The sequence below is a fragment of the Arcobacter sp. 15-2 genome (genome assembly GCF_047159865.1).
Taxonomy (GTDB): domain Bacteria; phylum Campylobacterota; class Campylobacteria; order Campylobacterales; family Arcobacteraceae; genus JAIOSF01.
Genome location: NZ_AP038804.1, coordinates 225,404 through 246,712 on the forward strand (window position 1 = coordinate 225,404; position 21,309 = coordinate 246,712).

Annotated in this window: 20 protein-coding genes; 4 read left to right on the forward strand and 16 right to left on the reverse strand. The window is 30.5% G+C overall.

Annotation, left to right across the window (positions count from 1 at the left end):
* Positions 1-59: 59 nt before the first annotated feature.
* From pyk to ACMCMH_RS01240, 12 genes are all read right to left on the reverse strand, one after another.
* Positions 60-1,505 (reverse strand): pyruvate kinase, encoded by a 1,446-nt coding sequence (gene pyk / locus ACMCMH_RS01185; RefSeq protein WP_412726277.1) that lies wholly within the window; start codon positions 1,503-1,505, stop codon positions 60-62.
* 66 nt (positions 1,506-1,571) lie between these two features.
* Positions 1,572-2,972, reverse strand: a complete 1,401-nt coding sequence (locus ACMCMH_RS01190) for a leucyl aminopeptidase (RefSeq protein ID WP_412726279.1) — start codon at positions 2,970-2,972, stop codon at positions 1,572-1,574.
* Between the two features lie 12 nt (positions 2,973-2,984).
* Positions 2,985-3,647, reverse strand: a complete 663-nt coding sequence (locus ACMCMH_RS01195) for a DedA family protein (RefSeq protein ID WP_412726281.1) — start codon at positions 3,645-3,647, stop codon at positions 2,985-2,987.
* Between the two features lie 10 nt (positions 3,648-3,657).
* Positions 3,658-4,866: a tryptophan synthase subunit beta gene (gene trpB / locus ACMCMH_RS01200; protein WP_412726283.1), complete on the reverse strand. Its 1,209-nt coding sequence runs from the start codon at positions 4,864-4,866 to the stop codon at positions 3,658-3,660.
* A gap of 15 nt (positions 4,867-4,881) precedes the next feature.
* Entirely contained in the window at positions 4,882-5,427 is a 546-nt protein-coding gene (locus tag ACMCMH_RS01205; RefSeq protein ID WP_412728028.1) for an adenine phosphoribosyltransferase, read from the reverse strand.
* Between the two features lie 16 nt (positions 5,428-5,443).
* Positions 5,444-6,007 (reverse strand): D-sedoheptulose 7-phosphate isomerase, encoded by a 564-nt coding sequence (gene gmhA, locus ACMCMH_RS01210; protein WP_412726285.1) that lies wholly within the window; start codon positions 6,005-6,007, stop codon positions 5,444-5,446.
* A 46-nt stretch (positions 6,008-6,053) separates the two neighbouring features.
* Positions 6,054-6,581, reverse strand: a complete 528-nt coding sequence (gene gmhB, locus ACMCMH_RS01215; RefSeq protein ID WP_412726287.1) for a D-glycero-beta-D-manno-heptose 1,7-bisphosphate 7-phosphatase — start codon at positions 6,579-6,581, stop codon at positions 6,054-6,056.
* The gene (locus ACMCMH_RS01220) at positions 6,581-6,985 is read right to left on the reverse strand and encodes a type II secretion system protein (RefSeq protein WP_412726289.1); all 405 of its coding nucleotides are present in this window, start codon (positions 6,983-6,985) and stop codon (positions 6,581-6,583) included. The genes gmhB and ACMCMH_RS01220 overlap by 1 nt, the downstream gene beginning before the upstream one ends.
* 3 nt (positions 6,986-6,988) lie before the next feature.
* The gene (guaA, locus tag ACMCMH_RS01225; protein WP_412726291.1) at positions 6,989-8,527 is read right to left on the reverse strand and encodes a glutamine-hydrolyzing GMP synthase; all 1,539 of its coding nucleotides are present in this window, start codon (positions 8,525-8,527) and stop codon (positions 6,989-6,991) included.
* A 95-nt stretch (positions 8,528-8,622) separates the two neighbouring features.
* Positions 8,623-9,927, reverse strand: a complete 1,305-nt coding sequence (locus ACMCMH_RS01230; protein ID WP_412726293.1) for an MATE family efflux transporter — start codon at positions 9,925-9,927, stop codon at positions 8,623-8,625.
* A 147-nt stretch (positions 9,928-10,074) separates the two neighbouring features.
* Positions 10,075-11,457 (reverse strand): sodium:proton antiporter NhaD, encoded by a 1,383-nt coding sequence (gene nhaD / locus ACMCMH_RS01235; protein WP_412726295.1) that lies wholly within the window; start codon positions 11,455-11,457, stop codon positions 10,075-10,077.
* Positions 11,457-12,911, reverse strand: coding sequence for an L-aspartate oxidase (locus tag ACMCMH_RS01240; protein ID WP_412726297.1), 1,455 nt, complete (start codon positions 12,909-12,911; stop codon positions 11,457-11,459). Before ACMCMH_RS01240 ends, nhaD begins: the two co-directional genes overlap by 1 nt.
* Positions 12,912-13,126: 215 nt before the next feature.
* Between ACMCMH_RS01240 and ACMCMH_RS01245 the strand changes: the two genes are divergently transcribed.
* Entirely contained in the window at positions 13,127-14,296 is a 1,170-nt protein-coding gene (locus ACMCMH_RS01245; RefSeq protein ID WP_412726299.1) for a pyridoxal phosphate-dependent aminotransferase, read from the forward strand.
* A 74-nt stretch (positions 14,297-14,370) separates the two neighbouring features.
* Here the strand turns inward: ACMCMH_RS01245 and rpoD are convergent, their stop codons facing one another.
* On the reverse strand, positions 14,371-16,239 hold the full coding sequence (gene rpoD, locus ACMCMH_RS01250; RefSeq protein ID WP_412726301.1) for an RNA polymerase sigma factor RpoD: 1,869 nt from the start codon (positions 16,237-16,239) through the stop codon (positions 14,371-14,373).
* Between the two features lie 135 nt (positions 16,240-16,374).
* Here rpoD and ACMCMH_RS01255 point away from each other — a divergent pair, with 135 nt between their 5' ends.
* Positions 16,375-16,872 carry a 3-isopropylmalate dehydratase small subunit gene (locus ACMCMH_RS01255; protein ID WP_412726303.1) on the forward strand — a complete coding sequence of 166 codons (498 nt, stop codon included), beginning with the start codon at positions 16,375-16,377 and terminating at the stop codon, positions 16,870-16,872.
* Positions 16,865-17,929, forward strand: coding sequence for a 3-isopropylmalate dehydrogenase (leuB, locus tag ACMCMH_RS01260; protein ID WP_412726305.1), 1,065 nt, complete (start codon positions 16,865-16,867; stop codon positions 17,927-17,929). Before ACMCMH_RS01255 ends, leuB begins: the two co-directional genes overlap by 8 nt.
* Positions 17,930-17,981: 52 nt before the next feature.
* Here the strand turns inward: leuB and ACMCMH_RS01265 are convergent, their stop codons facing one another.
* From ACMCMH_RS01265 to dnaJ, 3 genes are read right to left on the reverse strand one after another with little or no spacing between them, the layout of a single operon-like run.
* A complete protein-coding gene (locus ACMCMH_RS01265; protein WP_412726307.1) occupies positions 17,982-18,941 on the reverse strand; it encodes a GGDEF domain-containing protein in 960 nt (319 codons plus the stop codon).
* A gap of 7 nt (positions 18,942-18,948) precedes the next feature.
* A complete protein-coding gene (locus ACMCMH_RS01270) occupies positions 18,949-19,542 on the reverse strand; it encodes an MBL fold metallo-hydrolase (protein WP_412726309.1) in 594 nt (197 codons plus the stop codon).
* A 1-nt stretch (position 19,543) separates the two neighbouring features.
* Positions 19,544-20,668, reverse strand: coding sequence for a molecular chaperone DnaJ (dnaJ, locus tag ACMCMH_RS01275; protein ID WP_412726311.1), 1,125 nt, complete (start codon positions 20,666-20,668; stop codon positions 19,544-19,546).
* A 68-nt stretch (positions 20,669-20,736) separates the two neighbouring features.
* Here dnaJ and recR point away from each other — a divergent pair, with 68 nt between their 5' ends.
* Entirely contained in the window at positions 20,737-21,309 is a 573-nt protein-coding gene (recR, locus tag ACMCMH_RS01280; RefSeq protein ID WP_412726313.1) for a recombination mediator RecR, read from the forward strand.

Sequence of the window (21,309 nt, forward strand, 5' to 3'; positions counted from 1 at the left end):
ACCTTTAGAGTTGTATTGTAGCAATTAATACTACAATACAAGATAAATAAAGGTTATTTCTATTTTTTATCTTTTAAATTTAAATAATACTCGATCTCATCTTCATTTAAAATTTTGATTGTATTTGTACTTCCTGGCATCCCAACTGGATAACCAACAGTAGCAACATAAGGACCTTTTTTATCTAATAATCCTTTTTTATCTAAAGTTTTTAACATTTTTTGAAACATTTTTGAAGCATGAGATTCTTTAATCGTATCAACAGGTAGTATTCCCCATCCCATTGTTAAAGAGTTCAGTACTTTTTTCTCATGTGCAAAAGCTAAAATAGGAGTTTTTGGTCTATATCTAGACATTCTTATCGCACTTTGACCTGAACTTGTAAGAGCTAAAATACCTTTAGCTTCAATATCATCTGCAAGTCTTGTAACTGTTGCTTGAATCACATCAAAGTCATCTAAATAGCTCATCTCATATTGTTTTACATAGTCATATATCTCTTCTGTTTTAGCAATAATATTACTCATACTTTCTACAACATTTCGAGGGTTTTCACCAATAGCACTCTCTTCACTTAACATAACAACATCAGTACCATCTAAAACTGCATTTGCAACATCTGAAATCTCTGCTCTTGTTGCTCTTTCATTATGTGTCATAGATAAAAGCATTTGGGTAGCTGTAATAACAGGTTTTGAAGCCATATTTGCTTTTTTAATAAGTTTTTTCTGAATCGTTGGTACATCATAGTAAGGAACTTCTATTCCTAAATCACCACGAGCAACCATCAATCCATCAGAATTATCTAAAATCTCATCAATATTTTCAACCGCATCAAACTTTTCGATTTTTGCAATAAGTTTACCAGCATAACCATCAAGTAAAGATCTAGCTTTTATCATATCTTTTGCATTTTGAACAAAAGAGATAGCAAAATAGTCTACTTTGTTTTCTACACCCCATTTGATATCTTTTTCATCTTTTTTAGTAATAACATTTATATCAATTTTTGTATTTGGAAAGTTTATCCCTTTTCTTGAACCCAAAGTACCATGGTTTTCAACACGAGCAACAACCTCTTTACCAGTTTTAATAACCTTAGCTCGAATTACTCCATCGTATAAATAGATATATTCACCCTCTTTTACTTTGTCAAGAAGCTCAGGATAGTTAATAGATACTACAAATTTTTTACTCTCTTCTCTATATCCTACAATCTCCTCTTTGATAAATCTAATTTCATCATTTCTATGAAGATCAAAATCCTCTTTAAGTTCACCAATTCGAACCTTTGGTCCAGAAATATCTTGTAAGATACCCACTGTTGTATCAAGGTTTTTCATAGCTTTTCTAATGTTTTTTATAGTTTGCCCATGATACTCGTGTGTACCATGTGAAAAGTTCAATCTAAATAAATTTGCACCAGCTTTAATTAAACTTTCAATAATCTCTACAGTATCACTTGCAGGTCCAATAGTTGCTAATATTTTAGTTCTTTTATTCATTAAATTTCCTTTAAATCTTTTATATATTATAGCGAAGTTTTGTTACCCTAGAGTTACAAAAAAATACTAAATATTTTTCATAAATTCAATAGCTAATCGTACTCCAGCACCTGAAGCACCATGTGGATTGTATCCCCAAGCACTCTCTACAAATGCAGGACCTGCTATATCTATATGTACCCATTTATCTTTATTTTTATCTTTTACAAAATTATCCAAAAACATACCTGCTGTTATAGCTCCACCATATCGAGTACTAGCGATATTTGATATATCAGCTATCTCACTTTTAAGTGTTTTTTTCAAATATCTATTAAAAGGTAATGTTGTTGCTAACTCACCACTTTTTGAAGCGCTTTTAACAATTTTTGACATAAGAGAATGATTATTCCCCATGATTCCACTTGTATATTGACCAACACCAACAACACAAGCTCCTGTAAGTGTCGCAAAATCAAGCATATAATCTATATTATCTATCTCATCTTGTGCATAACATAAACAATCAGCAAGTACTAGTCTTCCCTCAGCATCAGTGTTTTTCACTTCAATAGTTTTACCATTTCTTGCAGTTAAAACATCATCTGGTTTATAAGCATCTCCACCTATCATATTTTCAACTGCACCAACAATTCCATGTACTTCAATAGGTAAATTTAAAGATGAAATTGTATTCATAATACCTAAAACAGCACATCCTCCACTTTTATCACTTTTCATACTTACCATAAAATCAGCTGGTTTTAAACTCAATCCTCCACTATCATAAGTAAGACCTTTTCCTATAAGAACAATTTTTGCTGTTGCTTTAACTTTTCCAGATGGCTTGTATGTCAAATGTATAAGTTTTGATCTATGTCTACTTGCTCTACCAACTGCCAACATAGAACCCATATTATTTTCTATTAAATAATCTTCATCCAAAATTTTACACTCAAGATTATTTTCTTTTGCAATATTTACAGCGTGATTTGCCATAATAGCTGGATAAAAATCTTCAGGTGGAGTATTAACAAAATCTCGTACCATATTTACAGAGTTACAAATAGACACTGACTCTTCAAACTCTTTTTGAATATTTGTGTCTATTTTTTCAACTTCCATATAAATATTTTTTTCGATAATTTCATCTTGTTTAGATTTGTATTTTGTAAAAGTATAATTTCCCAATTCAAAACCATCGATATAAGCATTTAAGTTTGACTTCACTTTTATATATGCCGATTTAAACTGAGTAGTGTTTAACTTTTTTACTGCCGTTGCTACTGCTATTCTAATACTATCATGGTCACTATTCTCACACCCAACATATAGTTTTTTTAAACCAGGTAGTAAAACACACTCTTCATCATTTCCTTTAAAATTAAGATTTTTCAATACCTCTTTATTTTCTTTGATTTTTTTCTTTTTTATTAAAACAATCTCTACATCTGTATCAATTTTTTTTATTGTTAAATTTAAATTCATTTTTTTCCTTTATTATTTTTTTGTAGCTTTTTGAAAATAGTATATAATACTTCCTCCAAATAGTAAAGCAATTGGAATTGCAAAATACCAATACTGTTTTACAACTTCTAATACTTCTAATATCTCTTCACCAAAATACCAAACAGGTATAATCGTAATAGAAGCCCACATCCATGCACTCAGAAGGTTGATAAATGCAAACATTTTTGCATCATATCGCGTAAGCCCAATTGAGATAGGAATAATAGTTCTCATCCCATACATATATCTTTGTGCAAAGATAATAGGCCAACCATATTTTTTTAGAAGAAGATGAGCTAAAGCAAATTTTCTCCTCTGCCCTTTAAATTTATGATACACATAAGATTTATTATACCTACCGATGTAAAAATAGATTTGATCACCAACAAACCCACCAAGTCCTGCAACAAAAATAGCAATAGGAAGCCACATATCACCAGTATGACAAAGTAATCCAGCCATAATAAGACCCATCTCACCTTCTAAAATACTCCACGCAAATAAGATGATATATCCATACTCTTTCATAAGATATATAAACTTATTTGTTACTCCTTCTGCAGGAGCATAGTATAAATTATAAGCTAGATATGAAAAAAATAATACAACAACAATTGTCGCTATTTTTCCAGAGTGTCGTTTAAGGAAATTCATATAAAAATCTCTAGTCTAAATTCAATAAACTTTGAGCTTGAACCATATCTTTATCTCCACGACCAGATAGATTAATCACTACAATTTTACCTTTTATCTCTTCTTTTACTTTTTTCAAATATGCAATAGCATGACTTGATTCAAAAGCAGGAATAATTCCTTCTGCACGACTTAGCCATACAAAAGCATCCATCGCTTCATCATCAGTGATATTGTCATAAGTTACTGTACCTAAGTCATTATGGTAACTATGCTCAGGTCCAATTCCTGGATAATCTAATCCAGCAGAAATAGAGTGTGCTTCAGTTACTTGTCCATCTTCATCTTGAAGTAAATAAGAACATTGTCCATGTAAAATACCAGGTGTTCCTTTTTTTAAACTACAGCCATGCATATTGGTTTCTATTCCATGTCCACCAGCTTCAATTCCAACACACTCAACATCTTCATCTTCTAAAAAGTGAGAAAACATACCTATAGCGTTTGAGCCACCACCAATACAAGCTACTACTTTATCTGGCAGTCTGTTTTCTTTTTCTAAAATTTGTTGTCTTGTTTCCCATCCGATGATTGATTGAAAATCTCTTACCATCATAGGATATGGATGAGGACCAGCAACAGTTCCTATAATATAAAAAGTATCTCTAGCGTTTGTAACCCAAAATCGAATAGCATCATTCATAGCATCTTTTAAAGATCGACTTCCACTCTCAACTGCAACCACTTTTGCACCCAATAGTTTCATTCGAAATACATTAAGTTTTTGTCTTTCAACATCTTTTGCACCCATAAATACGGTGCATTCAAGACCCATAAGAGCTGCTATTGTAGCTGTTGCTACACCATGTTGTCCCGCTCCTGTTTCTGCTATAACTTTTGTTTTACCAAGTCTTTTAGCAAGTAACCCTTGAGCTATAACATTGTTGACTTTGTGTGCACCTGTATGGTTTAAATCTTCTCTTTTTAAATAAACTTTACAATCTAATTCTTTACTAATATTTTCAGCAAAATAAAGTGGATTTGGACGACCAACATACTCTTTTAAGTAGTAGTTTACCTCTTCCCAAAAATCTTTATCAAATCTATATTTATTATAACTCGTTTCTAGTTCTAATAAAATAGGCATAAGTGTTTCAGGAACATATCGTCCCCCGAATATTCCGAAATGTCCATTTTCATCTGGATCATGTTTACTTGGTGTTGGGATGTAATTATTCATTATTATATAAACCTTTTAAATATCTAATACACTATAAACAGCTGCATGTTGTTTTATTTTTTCGTCACCTTTTAAAAATTTCAAATTCATTAAAAAGCACACCTCAATAAGGTTCGCTTTTGTTGCTGTTACAAGTTTGCAAGCGGCATTTGCAGTTCCACCTGTAGCACATAAATCATCAATTATTAAAACTCTCGCACCTTCTTTGTTATCAAACGCATCAATATGGATTTCAACTTCATCAAAACCATACTCTAATTCATATTTTTCACATACAGTTGTAGATGGTAATTTTCCTTTTTTTCGAACAGGTACAAATCCAATACCAAGTCTATCAGCTAAAGCAGCTCCAAAAATAAAACCTCTCGCATCAAGTCCAGCGATATATTCTAAGTTCATATCTTTATATCTTTGTTCTAAATGATCCATCAAAAATTTATATGCTTCTTTATTATTAAGGAGTGTTGTAATATCTTTAAAAACAATTCCAGGTTTAGGAAAATCTGGAATATCTCTAATTGACTCCAATAAGTACTGTTTCCCTTTTTCATCTAATGTTATATTCAAGATATTCCTTTTAAAAATTGTTATCAATTATTTGACAAATAGTATGACCAAAAAGTATATGCATCTCTTGTATTCTTGGTGTATTATCACTAGGTACTACTAAATTAACATCACAAACATCGTTCATAGCACCACCATCACGACCAGTAAAACCAACAGTTTTACATCCTAGTTCTTGTCCAAGTTTTAAAGCACTTACGACATTTTTACTATTTCCACTTGTACTAATACCTATAATTACATCGCCTTCATTCGCCAAAGATTCAACTTGTCTATCAAAAACTCTATCATATCCATAATCATTTCCTATAGCTGTTAAAGCACTCGTATCTGTTGTAAGAGCAATACCAGGAAGTCCTCTTCTTTCAGTTTTATATCTACCTGTTAATTCAGCTGCAATGTGCTGTGCATCTGCTGCACTTCCGCCATTTCCACACAGTAGAACTTTATTTCCACTTTTTAATGCATCTACTATTATTGTTGATGCTATTTGAATATCATTTTCCATTGTTCCCATTACAGAAGTTATAGTTTCTAAATGTGATTGAAATTCGTTTTTTATAGTATTTATCATATTGTATTCCTATTACATAATTAAAATTATTCTAGCGAAATAATTTTTATGACTTGATAATAGTTGAAACATCTTTTATTGAATTTAGTATAAAAGAAGCTTTTGATTGAGTTTCGTCAAATGCATGCCCTGTTTTGACTTGGATTGTATTTTGTATATTTGCATTGATTCCAGTTTGTATATCAGAATTTTTATCTCCAATAATCCAAGAATTTTTATAATCTATATCAATAATTTTTGAAGCTTGTTCTATCATTCCAATGTTCGGTTTTCTACAACTACATTCATCATCAGGAGAGTGAGGACAACAAAATATTTCTGTTATTTCGATGTTTTGTTTTTTAAACTCTTCTTTCAACCATCTAGTAAGTATTTCATACTGTTCACTAGTATAATACCCTCTTCCAATTCCAGACTGATTAGTGATTATAACTAATTTATATCCTAAAGATTGAAGATACTTTAAAGACTCAAAGACACCATCAATAAATTCAAAATCTTCTATTCTATGAAGATAGTTTTTCTCTGTATTAATAACTCCATCTCTATCTAAAAATACAACTTTACTAGCCATTAATATAAATCATAAGAAACATCTCTTACTCCACTTTCATATAATTTTTTACAAACAGTACTATCACTATTATCATTTATATCAACACTTAATTTATTGTCATTGAGAGAGATAGAAACACAAACAGTATCTTCTATTTTAAATTCAACTTTTTTAGAACTTACTGTCCAAGTTGATTCATTTATGTTAACACTGTCAGAGATATTATCAATTTTATTATTCATCATGTAATACGATTGTACAGAGGTGGTGATAGTTGAAATATCTTGTTTGATAGTCGATACAATAGCACTGCTTCTTGTATCCATAAGTTTAGGAACTGCTACAGCTGCTATTATTCCTAATACAGCTATAACAAAAATAAGTTCAATAATAGAGAAACCTTGTTTTAAGGAAGGTTTCACTTCTTATTCCCACTCAATCGTTGCAGGTGGTTTACTACTAATATCATATACAACTCTATTGATTCCATCAACTTCATTGATAATTCTTCTACTCATTTGTTCCAATATATCATGAGGAATATGTGCAAAAGTTGCTGTCATACCATCAATAGCATTTACGATTCTAATACAAGCTGTATTGTCATAAGTTCTGTTATCACCCATAACTCCAACAGATTTTACATTTAAAAGTACTGTAAATGCTTGCCATGTTTTATCATACCAACCTGTACTTCTTAAAACATCCAACATAATAGTATCTGCTTTTCTTAAAATATCTAAATCTGGAGAATTAACATCACCCATAATTCGTATAGCAAGTCCAGGCCCAGGGAAAGGATGTCGTCCAATCATTTGCGCAGGTAAACCTAACTCAAGTCCTAATACTCTTACTTCATCCTTAAAGATTTCTCTTAAAGGCTCAATAAGTTCAAAAGTCATCCAATCAGGAAGTCCACCAACATTATGATGAGATTTAATTGTTTTAGAAGGTCCTTTTACTGATACAGATTCAATAACATCTGTGTAAAGTGTTCCTTGTGCTAAAAATGAGATACCATCATGTTTTTTTGCTTCTTGGTCAAATACTTCAATAAATGTCTCACCAATAATTTTTCTCTTTGTTTCAGGATCAGTAACGCCCGCTAGTTTTGATAAAAATTGTTCACTAGCATCAACTGTAATAAGCCCAATACCTCTGTTAGCAAACATATTTTGTACATCTTGTACTTCATTTCCTCTTAATAGACCATTGTCAACAAATACAGGTACAAGTTTGTCACCGATTGCTTCAGCTAATAGTGTAGCAACAACAGAGCTATCAACTCCACCACTTACACCACAAAGAACTTTTTTATCACCAACTTGAGCTCTGATTTTTGCTATTTGTTCTTTTGCAAAATTTCCCATATTCCAGTTTTTTTCACATTTACAAATATGTTTAGCAAAGTTGATTAACATCTGCCCACCCTCAACTGAATGAGTTACTTCTGGGTGATATTGAAATGCATAGATATTTTTATCTTCATTTGCAATAGCAGCATAAGGTGAGTTTGAACTCGTTGCGATTACTTCAAATCCTGTAGGTAAAGATTCTACTCTATCTCCATGCGACATCCATACAACTTCATTATCTGTGATATCTTTGAAAATTGGAGAGGATGATTGTTCTACTTTTAGTTCTGCTTTACCATATTCATGATGATCTGCGGGGATTACACTTCCACCTAAATAGTGAGCAATTGTTTGCATACCATAACAAATTCCTAAAATTGGTAAACCTAAGTCAAAAACAGCTTTATCAACTTTATATGCATCATCAGCATAAACAGAAGCAGGTCCACCACTTAAAACTATACCTTTTGGAGTTCGTGCTTTAATATCTTCAATTGACTCGTTGTATGGAACTATTTCAGAGTAAAATCCATTGTTTCTTAATCTTTTAGAGATAAGTTGTGTGTATTGACTTCCAAAGTCTAAAACTAATATTGGTACATGTTTCAAATAAAATCCTTTAAAATAACTATAAATATCACTATTATATCTAAAGTTTAGTAAAATATGTCCTAGTAAAAGTAATTCTTTTATAGTGTTGCTCTTTAGACTGAAAACTTCCTAAAAAAATAAAATGCAATTAAAAATGTAAAGATTTCACTAAAAGGAAGAGCAATATAAACACCAACTAGTCCAAAAAAGTAAGATAATATACTTACAAAAAATATAGGAAATATTAAACTTCTTACTATTGATATACTAGCTGATGCAAGAGGCTGATGTATAGAAGTAAGATAAGAAGTGATAAGGATATTTAAGCCTACAAATAAAAATGCAATCCAAGTATATTTTAAAAACTCAATTGTGATATTTTTTGTTTCTGTACTATTATTATCTAAAAATAGATCTGCTAAACTTTGGGGATTTACAAGCACAAATACTACTAAAATTGAAGAGAAAACAAAAATTGTACTAAAGCCCATTTTTAAAAAAATTTTAATTCTACTAAACTCTTTTGCACCATAATGTTTAGCTACTATTGGTTGTAGCCCATCACTTATAGCGAAACTTATCATAATACTTATCATGATAAAATAAGTCACAATAGTATATGCTGCAACACCACTAGCACCTACATATTTTATCATCATAAAATTAAATATCATGACAGTTATACCAGCAGAAGACTCGTTTATAAACTCTGAAACTCCATTTTTCATAGCTACAAATATAACAGTATAACCTCCCGTTGGTTTTATAAGTTTAAGTGTTGCTTTTGTCGTAAAAAAGTGAGGAATAAGAATCAAAATAATAATACTATAAGATAATCCAGTAGCCCAAGCAGCTCCTGCTAAACCATAATCAAGTTTTACTATAAATAGATAATCAAGTATTATATTTACAATAGCACTAGAGATTAAAGCTAAAAATGAAAGATTTGGGTTTTCATCTGCTCTTACAAAGTAGTCTAAGACTATTCCTATCATAATAAATGGTAAAAAGCCAATAACAATGCTTAAATATACCTTTGTATTTTTTTGTAATTCATCTGTTATATTTAATAAGTAAAGAATATTGTCAATATTTAAATAAACAAAAAAACATGAAACTACACTAAAAATAGTAACAAAAACAATTGCTTTTGAAAATATATTTAAAGCTTCTTCTTTTTTCTTTTCACCCAAGAGTTTTGAAACCATTACACTAGAACCAACAGCAAACATAAGCCCTACTCCAAATAAAATTGAGATTATTGGATATGTAATATTTATAGAAGCAAGTCCTATTGAACCTACATAGTTCCCTACAAAATACCCATCGATGATGCTAGCTGATGATATTGCAAGGAGACCTAAAATAGAAGGTATGATGTATTTAAAAAATACTTTATATGGTTTTTGTTTTAACATTTATAGATCCATTTGTTATATTTTGAAGAATTAAAAAGCTATATTAAAAAAGAGAAATTATTTATTTTAAATTAAAAAGCAAATTGTGTAGTATTAAAAAAGACCAAGAGAAAACCCTTAGTCTTTTTTTAAGTCGTTATAAGTAAGTTATGCACCAAATTTGAAAATTTCAAACTGTACATACCATACAACTATTGAAATAATGTATCCTAATAAAATAGTCCATGAATATTGCATATGTGCTCTAAAAGTATAAATACCTGGGAGTTTACCCATAACACCAACACCAGCAGCAGATCCAAATGCAATCATAGAACCACCAACACCAGCTGTTAAAGTTACTAACATCCACTGAGCATGAACCATATCTGGATTTGCTTTTAGTACAGCAGACATTACAGGAACATTATCAACAATAGCTGATAAGAAACCAACTCCAATGTTTGACCATGTTGGTCCTAAAACTGATGGATCATATACAACTGCAGCAACTGCTAACCACCCTATAAAATATAATGCACCAACAGCTGCTAATATACCAAAGAAAAATAATAATGTATTATTTTCAATTTTTGCCATAGCTCCAAATACATCAAATTCTGTATTATGTACTTTTTTCAGTCTATATGCATAAAGTTTTAAAAGTGATAAACCAAACATCATACCCCACATAGCAGGAAGGTGTAAAATTTGATGAGACATTACAGCACAAAAAATTGTAAATACACCTAGTCCTATTACTACATTAGCACCTTTCATCATCACTGGTTTAGTTTCTTTTGCAACATCAAAATCAGGTACTTCATTTGGTACAAATTTTGACAGTAAATAAGCTGTTGCTAAATAACCAAGTATCGAAGCTGGGAATAAGTATAAAAAGTCTGCAAAGTGTCCTTTTCCAGCTGTCCATGCCATAAGAGTTGTAATATCTCCAAATGGCGACCATGCCCCACCTGCATTTGCAGCAACAACAATATTAATAGCACCTGGTACTAAAAAATCTTTTCTTGTTTTTTCAATTGTTATTAAAACTGTAGAAAGAATTAATGCTGTAGTTAAATTGTCTGCAATTGGTGAGATAAAAAATGCTAATATCCCTGTTACCCAAAATAACTTTTTATATGTATATCCTTTAGATACAAGATTGTATTTTAGCTTATCAAATACTCCCATATGTATCATAGATTCTATATATGTCATTGCTACAAATAAGAAAAAGAAAATCTCAGCTATCTCTAAAATAAGATGTTGTGCTTGTGTATGAACTAAATCCATATCCATACCATTAATTGCATAATAAGCTGCAATAAGCATAAACAAAAATGTTCCTGTCAAAAGAGCAGGTTTTGCTTTATCGATATGATATTTATCTTCCATTGCAATAAAATAGTACCCAATTACAAATATTATTATAGATAAGATACCAACCCAAGTCATTGTAATATCTGGATTAACCACAGGAGTACTTTCTCCTCCTCCACTTGCAAAAGCAAATATACTTAATAAACTAACTATTAGTAGTTTAAACATTATTTCTCCTTAATATAGTGTGCACCAATAGAATTTTTTCTATCAATAGCACTTTTAATAATGGATTTTGCCGTAAGTAACCTTAAAAAAAGAAGTCTACCTATATCCTCACAAAGGTATGATTCTACTTCATCATAAGCATCAATTAACTCTTGGCGTTCTCTTACAATTCCAACATTTGTCCACATTAAATTTCTCAAACCATTTTTTATTGCTTTATCTGTGTCTTTTAATAAGATATAATGAGGCTGGTTATTTTTAGCTTTAAAGTTCTTTAAATCTATTTGAAAACTTTCTTTAATACTATGCTCAACTGCAAGTTTAGAAAAAACAAGTCCCTCTAGTAAAGAGTTTGAAGCTAAACGATTTGCACCATGAACACCAGTACAAGCCACTTCTCCAACAGCATATAAATTTTTTGCATTTTTAACTTTTGAATTTAAATCAACATCAATTCCACCCATACTATAATGAAAAGCAGGACTTATAGGGACTCTTTCAAAAGGAAGTTCAAACCCTATCTCTTTTAAATTTTTATAGATATTTGGGAACCTTTTTTTAAAAAAGTCTTTGCTAAAGTTTTGAAAAGAAAGATATATCTTAGAACCTGTCTTTTTAGAATAATCAAATATAGCACGACTCACAACATCTCTTGGAGCAAGTTCTTTATCTTTATGATAATCTTTTAAAAATTGATAACCATCTTCATCTTCTATTAATGCACCCTCACCTCGTAATGCCTCGCTTAAAAGTTGTTTTCTAGCTTTATCATTTTCAACATACACAGTTGGATGAAACTGCATCATCTCCATATCTTTAAGTGCAATACCTTTTTCTATACATATTCCTTGAATATCACCTGCAATAGTAGTAGAGTTTGTATGGTATCTATAAATTGATCCAACTCCTCCTGAAGCGATAATTGTATTATGCGCATACACAGTTCTATCTTTACCATTTTGAATCAGATGTGCACCATAACAAATATTATCTTCATACAATAGATCAATAACAATAGAATCTGTAATCACTTCATGAGGACAAACTTTAAGTAAATACATATGAATCACCCGTCCAGTTGCATCTCCATCAGCATGTAAAATTCTACTTGTACTATGAGCAGCTTCTTTTGTAAAAGCAAGTTTTCCTTCAGCATTTCTATCAAACTCAAAACCATTGTTGATCATATCATCAATAGCCGAAATTGAATTATTACTCAAAGTTTCAACAGCATTTTTATCATTCAAATTTACTCCAGCATTCAGAGTGTCTTGAATATGTAAAGGAATATCATCGTCATCTCTAACTCGAACTACTCCCCCTTGTGCCCAAAAAGTGTTACATTCCCACGGTGTTTTTTTACAGACTACTAAAACTTTTTTCTCTTTAGGTATTAACCTTGCTGCATTTAAACCAGCAATACCTGTACCTATAATCAAATAATCATAAATCATCTTTACCTATTTCTTCTTTTCAACAGTGTCATCAACATATACAGGAGGTGCTTTATAACCACAACCTACTAGTAAAATTGAAAACATTAATATTGTATAAATAAACTTCATTTAAATCTCCATTAGTACTTATATTATATCATAATTAATAAAATATTGATTAATTTTTAAGTATAATCACCAAATTATTAGTGATATTATATTAAGGAATATAAATGAAAATTGCAAGCAGAATGGAAAATTTATCTCCATCAGTTACAATGGCTATTACAGCAATGGCAAGAGATCTTAAATCGCAAGGTAAAGATATTTTAAGTTTTAGTGCAGGAGAACCAGATTTTGATACTCCTCAAATAATTAAAGATGCTGCTATAAAAGCTATTCAAAATGGTCATACTAAATACACAGCTGTTGAGGGAACTATAGAAACAAAAAAAGCAATTATTAGTAAACTACAAAAAGATCATAATTTAGAATATAACTTAGATGAGATTATTGTTTCAAATGGAGCAAAACACTCTTTATTTAATTTATTTCAATGTTTAATTGAAGATGGAGATGAAGTAATTATTCCTGCGCCTTATTGGGTAACATATCCAGAACAAGTGAAATTTTCAAATGGTATTCCTGTATTTATAGCAACAGATGATTCAACAAATTTCAAAATCACTGCACAACAACTTCAAGAAGTAATTACACCAAAAACTAAAATTTTATTACTTAATACTCCCTCAAATCCTACAGGTGGAGTATATACAAAAGAGGAACTTTTAGAGATATCAGAAGTTTTAAAAGGAACAGATATTTTAGTACTTTCAGATGAGATGTATGAAAAAATTATCTATGATGGAAAAAAATTCACTGCTGTTGCATCTGTAAATGAAGATATGTTTCAAAGAACTGTAACAATAAATGGTATCAGTAAAGCAGTTGCGATGACAGGTTGGAGATATGGTTATATTGCAACTCCAAATAAAGACTTAGTAAAAGCAATGATTAAACTTCAAGGACAAGTAACTTCAAATGTAAATTCAGTGACACTACAAGCAGCAGTTACTGCACTTGATGGAAGTGCTGATGCAGATATAGAGATGATGCGTCAAGAGTTTGAAAAAAGAAGAGATATTGTAGTTAAAGAGTTTAATGAAATCAAAGGTTTAAGCTGTGTTATTCCTGATGGAGCATTTTATGTTTTTGTTAATATTAAACAATTAACAACAGACTCTGTCCAATTTGCAGCAGATTTACTCGAAAAAGAAGGTGTTGCAATTGTGCCTGGTCTTGCATTTGGAACAGAGGGTTACTTTAGATTTTCATTTGCAACAGATGAAACAACTATTAAAGCAGGTATCTCTAGAATTAAAAACTTTGTAGAAAAAAACTAATTAGTTTTTCTCTATAAAAAAAGGGACATCATTTAGATGTCCCTTTTTTATTGCCCATTGAAACTATGTAGAGATTAACTTTCTACATAGTTTTTAAGGTTTCTTCCCACTTTAGGGTGTTTTAATTTTTTAATAGCACTAGACTCAATTTGTCTAACTCGCTCTCTTGTTACACTCAATGTATTTCCAATCTCTTCAAGAGTTCTATCACTTCTATCTTCTAAAAGTCCAAATCTCATTCTTACAACAGCTTGTTCTCTCTCATTTAACTGTCCTAAAATTTGATCAATTTGACCAAGTAAATCATCATGCATAATATTATCTACAGGTGTTGGTGCAGCTGTATCAGCTACAAAATCTCCAAACTTACCATCATCTTCATTTCCTATAGGAGCATCAAGTGAAACTGGTTCTTTCGTAATCTTAATTACTTGTTTAACTTTATCAACAGTAAGACCAACCTCTTTTGCAATCATATCTACATCTGGCTCTTTACCATTTTCTTGGATACCTTTTCTAATGATTTTATTGATTCTATTAATCGTTTCAATCATATGGATAGGAATTCTAATAGTTCTTGCTTGATCTGCAATCGCTCTTGAAATTGCTTGTCTAATCCACCATGTAGCATATGTAGAGAATTTATACCCTTTTTTATACTCAAATTTATCAACAGCTTTCATAAGACCAATATTACCCTCTTGAATCAAATCTAAGAATGGTAAACCTCTATTTGTATATCTTTTTGCAATAGATACAACAAGTCTAAGATTTGACTTAGCCATTCTGTTTTTAGATTCATCAGTTATTTTTTTACCAAGTTTAATTTGCTCCAAAACATCTTTAAGCTCATCTTCTTCTAAATCAAATCCACCTTCACTAGCCTCAGCTGTTTGATAAAGTTTTTTAATCTCCATATATGTTGAAACCATTGTAGCTTCTGGAACCATACTAATAATATCAACTTTAGACAATGTCAAAATCTTTTCTAAAAGTTTTTTATGGTTTTCTAACAATGTTTCATTAAATAAAGGCAACTTATACTCAAGTCTTTTTAACTCAACTTCAAAACCATCAGCACTTCCAAGTGAAGTTTCCATAGCTTTTACAATCTCAGCAATAAGTTTACTTGTTGGTCCAAGTTCAATTAAACTTTCTTTGATACTTCTTTTTTTATAAGCAGCTAATAAATCAAAAGTTAATACATCTATCTCATCTTCACTTTTTGCTACCTCTTTAGCTGTAAACTTCATCCAGTCTTTTTTAGCTTTTTCTAACAATTTAAACGCTTCAATAATTTTTTGCGCTCTCTTATCAAGTTTTTTATCTTTTGATTTACTTTCATTGTCAACAACAGCCTCTTCATCAAGTTCGTCGATTACATCAGTTTCTGCATCTTCAGATTCATTATCATCATCAAAATTTTTAAATAACTCTTTAACTTTTCTTTCTCTATTTACTAATGGTTCTTTATACTCTAAAATAAAATCAATCAAATAAGGAACAGAACAAATAGCATCAAGAATAGTATTTTCACCTTTTTCCATATGCTGACTAATCTCTATCTCTTCTTCTTTTGTTAAAAGAGGTACTTTCCCCATCTCTCTTAAATACATTCTTACAGGAGAATCAGATCTACTCCATTCAAGAAGTTCTTTATTTTTTAATAAATCGAACTCTTCGCCTTCATTAGACTCTTGTCTTTTAATTCTTGCTTCTTCTTTTTTTTGATATTCAAGTTCATTAATTCTTTTCGCATGTTCTCTTGAACTCATTAAGTCTACATTAAATAGTTGTTTTTGTGCAAGTATTTTTTTTGTAGTTGCAAGTGTAGGAGTTTTAGGAAAAAGAACAATTAATTCCTCATGTGTTAAAATATTGTCTTTGTTATCTTTAAATATTTTTTCAATTGCTTTATTTATATCTTTTACTTTTGGTGCCATTTAGAATACAAGCCTTTTATTTGATTTTTATATATACATTATACCCAAATTTAATTATACAATGATTAATTAATTAAATTTTGGATAAAATGCAGAAAATAAAAATTCGATTAATGATATAAGGAAATAAAAATAATGAATAAAATTACTGGAAAAGTGTGGAACTTTGGAAGCAACATTGATACAGATTTAATAATTGCTGCAAGATATTTAAATAGTAGTGATCCTGATCACTTAGCAAAATATGTAATGGAAGATGCTGATCCTGATTTTCCCTCAAAAGTTCAGCCAGGTGACATTATTGTTGCAGGAGAAAATTTTGGATGTGGTTCTTCAAGAGAACATGCTCCAATCGCTTTAAAAGCTGCTGGTGTTGCTGCTGTTATTGCTCCTACTTTTGCAAGAATTTTTTATAGAAATGCTTTTAATATGGGACTACCTATTTTTGAATTAGAAAATGCAGAAGAAATCATTGAGGGACAAGAGATATCTATTGATTTAGATGAAGGTACAATTCAAAATAACACTACTGAAAAAACATATAAATTTACTCCAATCCCTCCATTTATGCAAGAGTTGCTTGGATGTGGTGGATTAATGAATTTTGCAGCAAAGGAAGCTAAAAATGCCTAAAAATTATAATATTTCAGTAATAAAAGGTGATGGTATTGGTGTTGAGATTGTAGACCAAGCTATCAAAGTATTAGGTGCAGTTGGTAAAAAATTTGATATCAATTTTGACTACAAAGAATACTTAATGGGTGGTTGTGCTATTGATGCAACTGGTAATCCACTTCCACAAGAAACTATCGATGGTGTATTAAATTCAGATGCTTGTTTATTTGGTGCTATTGGTGGACCAAAATGGGATAATTTAGACAGAGAACTTAGACCAGAATCTGGACTTTTAAGATTTAGAAAAGAGATGGGTGTATTTGCAAACCTTAGACCAGCTACTGTTTATGATGAATTAGTTGATGCAAGTTCATTAAAGCCAGAAGTTATCAAAGGTGTTGATATCATGGTTGTTAGAGAACTTATTGGTGGAATTTACTTTGGTGAACCTAAAGGTAAAACTGAAACTAAAGGTTGGAACACTATGGTTTATACTGTAGAAGAGATTGAAAGAATCGCTCATGTTGCATTTAAACTTGCGATGAAAAGAGATAAAAGAGTTTGTTCAATCGACAAAGCAAATGTTCTTGATGTTTCTCAATTATGGAGAGACACAACAGAAAGAATTGCTAAAGAATATCCAGAAGTTGAACTTACACATATGTATGTTGATAACTGTGCTATGCAACTTATTGCAAATCCAAGACAATTTGATGTTATCTTAACCGGAAACATTTTTGGGGATATTTTAAGTGATGAAGCTTCTATGTTAAGTGGTTCTATTGGATTATTACCATCTGCTTCTACAGGACTAAAAACAGCTGTTTATGAGCCAATCCATGGTTCAGCTCCTGATATTGCTGGTTTAGGTATTGCTAACCCAATTGCAACTATTGCAAGTGCTTCTATGATGCTTAGATATTCTTTAGATGAAGAAGATGCTGCTGATGCAATAGATGCTGCTATTAAGAAAACTATGGCTGATGGTTATAGAACTGGAGATTTAGCTGCTTATGATTGTAAAGAGCAAGTAAATTGTACACAAATGGGTGATATAATCGCTTCAAATATATAAAAAAAGAATGAGTTAATTCTCATTCTTTCTATTCGCTTTTTCTAATAATCTTTTAAAAGAAATCTATCTTATTAAAAAAATCATTTTTATATCGTTCTATATTATTTCTCCCTTTACTCTGGGCATCGCTTAAAGCGATCTCTGCAAACTTAATAACCTGATTGATATCTATAGAATCTTCGGGAAACATAGAAACACCAATACAAACAGTTTTCTTAAATTTATCATTATTTTTTGTAATCATATATACTTCAGTAAGTTTTTTTCTTATTTTTTCCGCTAATTTCAAAGTCATCGATTCACTCTCTATATTAATAAACAATACTAAAAACTCACCTCCTGAAAATCTAACAGCAATATCTGATGTTCGAATATTCTCTTTGAGTACTTTAGAATAAAGCTTTAAAAACTCATCACCAAACTCATCACCATGCTCATCATTTACGGCTCTAAATCTATCAATATTAATCAGCAGAACACCAAATTTCATTTTTTCACGAATAGCTAAAGGAACAAGTGTTTTCATCTCTTGATTAAAGGATGTTCTGTTATGAAGTTGTGTTAAAGGATCAACCATAGAAGTTTGTTTGACATTTAAAAGTATATGTTGGAGGTAAAATAGGTGTACAATCTCTTTTAAATATGTATTTAGACTTAAAACTTTATATTCTGTTAACATATCCATATCAAAATAAATTTTTATCTCTTCTATTTTAGAAACATTATATTCATAAAGATGCTTATAGCTAGACTTTGTCTCTTCCGAGGTGAATAATATAGACTTTTTATTAGATGTGACATAAACTATTTTTAATCGATTGATATGAAATTCTTCTTGTAGCGATTCTTCTACTTTCTCATAAAATGTTTCATCAATTAAATTTTTTTCAAGTTTATGTTTTAATTGATTGATTTTAGATAATGTACTAACAATTTTTTTGACTTCCTCAAGATGTATCTCATCGACAATTTCATTAAGTCTATCTAGCAAAGTCATTTCATTGCTGTTCATACCACACCTAAATATAATTTAACCAAGACTTAAGTGAGTTTCTTTCTAGACTTAATTTTGTTCTACTACCATGCCCAGGATAAATGATAAAATCATCTTTCCATGATAACACTTTATGAATACTATTTTTCATCAATTCTGGACTAGAAAATGGAAAGTCAACCCGACCTATTGAGCCTTGAAAAATAAAATCCCCACTAAAAAGGTTCTCTCCAATTTGAATAGCAGAACATCCCGGTGTATGTCCAGGAAAAAAATGAAAAGTTATTTCAACACCTTCTAAAATAATCTTTTCATCATGTTCCATTTTAAACTCTGGAAAACTCTTTGGAGCTCCTCGTTGCATAGGATCATCTTCTAGAAGAAAACAATCATCTTTAGGGCAATAAATAGGTATGTTTAGTTTTTCACTTAATTCCTTGTTACTCCAAATATGATCAAAATGTCCATGAGTATTTAAAATGGCAACTGGATTTGTTACATTATTTAGCACCCATAATGTTGCATCAACTCCAGGATCAATTATAAAATCTTTATTGTCAACAGTTAAGATATAACAATTTGTTTGATATGCTCCCATTGGTTGAACTTTAACATTCATTTTATTTGAACCAACTCTTTACTTTAGCAAACATACCTTCAAAAATATCTTCATGAGGTTTTGATTCGATTCCAAAACTTGTCTGTAATTTTTCCAAAAGTTCTTTCTGTTCACTATTTAAACTATCTGGGTACTGAATTTTTATTTGTACTATAAAATTTCCTTTTCCATATCCATTGACACTTTTAATACCCTCACCTTTAAAAATGATTTGTTCTTTATCTCTAGTATTTTTAGGTATTTTAAGTTCCAATTCTCCTCTTAAACCTGGGATAGTGATACTATCTCCTAATGCAACTTGTGTAAAGAATAAAGGTACTTCTAAATAAATATCATCGTCATGTCTAATAAAGTGTTTATCTTCTTCAACATTGATTACAATATAAAGATCTCCGCGACTTCCATCAGGTGCTATATTACCTTTATTGCCTACTCTTATTCTATTTCCATGATTGATACCTTCTGGAATATCAACTTTAAAAGAGTCACTTTTTTCTTCATATCCAGAACCACTACAACTATTACATTTTTCTGCAACTGCTTGTCCTGTTCCGTTACAATGAGGACATGTTTGAGCAAATGTCATAAAACCTTGTTTCATATGAACTTGACCTTGACCATTACATGTTTTACAAGTACTTAGTTTTCCACCTTTAGCACCTGTTCCCTTACATGATTTACAAGCTATTTTATACTTATATTTAATCTCTTTATTACAACCAAATACTGCTTCATTAAATTCTAAGTCTACTTCAATCTCAGTATCTAAATCATAATTATATGTTTTTCTCTGACGCTGGCGTCCACCACCGAATCCACTTCCTCCAAACATCTCTTCAAATATTGAACCTAAATCATCAAATCCTCCACCACGAGAAAATCCACCACCTTGACCATGTCCTTCTAAACCATCTTTACCATATCTATCATAAATAGATCGTTTTTCTGAATCACTTAATACTTGATACGCTTCATTTACAGCTTTAAAATTTTCTTCTGCTTCCGTATCACCAGGGTTCTTATCAGGATGATATTTCATAGCCATTTTTCTATATGCTTTTTTTATTGTGCTTTTTTCAGCATCTCTTTGAACTTCTAAAATTTCATAATAACAAAGATTAGTCAATGTTTTTCCTTTTAATGTTTATAATATTTAATGCCCTATTTTATCTAAATTCAGCTATAATATTTCTTATGAATAAAGATTTAGAAAAATTTTATGATCTTGTAGAATCATTTGAAATGCTTCCTACAATTGGGAAAAAATCAGCTATTAGATTAGCTTATTATATAGTAACTGAAAACACCTATATAGGTATGAAACTTGCTCACAGTATTGAAACAGCAGTAAGAGATATAAAACAGTGTGTACGATGCCACGCAATGAGTGAAAATGAAATTTGTGAAATCTGCTTAGATGAAGATAGAGATCCTACAACTCTTTGTATTGTGCAAAGTGCAAAAGATATATTTATAATGGAAGAATCCAAACAGTTTAGTGGAAAATATTTTGTTATAGAATCTCTAGAAGAAGATATCATCAACGATCTTATCAAACTTGTTGAAAAATTTGAGGTTGATAATATTTTATTTGCAATTACACCAAGTCTTGCAAATGATGCTTTTATACTTTATATAGAAGATAGACTTAAAAACAGAAATATCATTTTTACTAAAATAGCACAAGGTATTCCTACAGGTGTTAGCTTGGAAAATGTAGATATATTATCACTTTCCAAAGCAATTACAGGGCAAATAAAAATTTAA

Bases quoted from the DNA above. Each gene is read 5' to 3' on its own strand.
- recR (WP_412726313.1), top strand. From the start codon at position 20,737: ATGAATAAAGATTTAGAAAAATTTTATGATCTTGTAGAATCATTTGAA.
- gmhA (WP_412726285.1), bottom strand. From the start codon at position 6,007: ATGATAAATACTATAAAAAACGAATTTCAATCACATTTAGAAACTATA.
- ACMCMH_RS01240 (WP_412726297.1), bottom strand. From the start codon at position 12,911: ATGATTTATGATTATTTGATTATAGGTACAGGTATTGCTGGTTTAAAT.
- ACMCMH_RS01245 (WP_412726299.1), top strand. From the start codon at position 13,127: ATGAAAATTGCAAGCAGAATGGAAAATTTATCTCCATCAGTTACAATG.
- nhaD (WP_412726295.1), bottom strand. From the start codon at position 11,457: ATGTTTAAACTACTAATAGTTAGTTTATTAAGTATATTTGCTTTTGCA.
- leuB (WP_412726305.1), top strand. From the start codon at position 16,865: ATGCCTAAAAATTATAATATTTCAGTAATAAAAGGTGATGGTATTGGT.
- gmhB (WP_412726287.1), bottom strand. From the start codon at position 6,581: ATGGCTAGTAAAGTTGTATTTTTAGATAGAGATGGAGTTATTAATACA.
- pyk (WP_412726277.1), bottom strand. From the start codon at position 1,505: ATGAATAAAAGAACTAAAATATTAGCAACTATTGGACCTGCAAGTGAT.
- ACMCMH_RS01230 (WP_412726293.1), bottom strand. From the start codon at position 9,927: ATGTTAAAACAAAAACCATATAAAGTATTTTTTAAATACATCATACCT.
- trpB (WP_412726283.1), bottom strand. From the start codon at position 4,866: ATGAATAATTACATCCCAACACCAAGTAAACATGATCCAGATGAAAAT.
- rpoD (WP_412726301.1), bottom strand. From the start codon at position 16,239: ATGGCACCAAAAGTAAAAGATATAAATAAAGCAATTGAAAAAATATTT.
- ACMCMH_RS01255 (WP_412726303.1), top strand. From the start codon at position 16,375: ATGAATAAAATTACTGGAAAAGTGTGGAACTTTGGAAGCAACATTGAT.
- ACMCMH_RS01270 (WP_412726309.1), bottom strand. From the start codon at position 19,542: ATGAATGTTAAAGTTCAACCAATGGGAGCATATCAAACAAATTGTTAT.
- ACMCMH_RS01265 (WP_412726307.1), bottom strand. From the start codon at position 18,941: ATGAACAGCAATGAAATGACTTTGCTAGATAGACTTAATGAAATTGTC.
- ACMCMH_RS01195 (WP_412726281.1), bottom strand. From the start codon at position 3,647: ATGAATTTCCTTAAACGACACTCTGGAAAAATAGCGACAATTGTTGTT.
- ACMCMH_RS01190 (WP_412726279.1), bottom strand. From the start codon at position 2,972: ATGAATTTAAATTTAACAATAAAAAAAATTGATACAGATGTAGAGATT.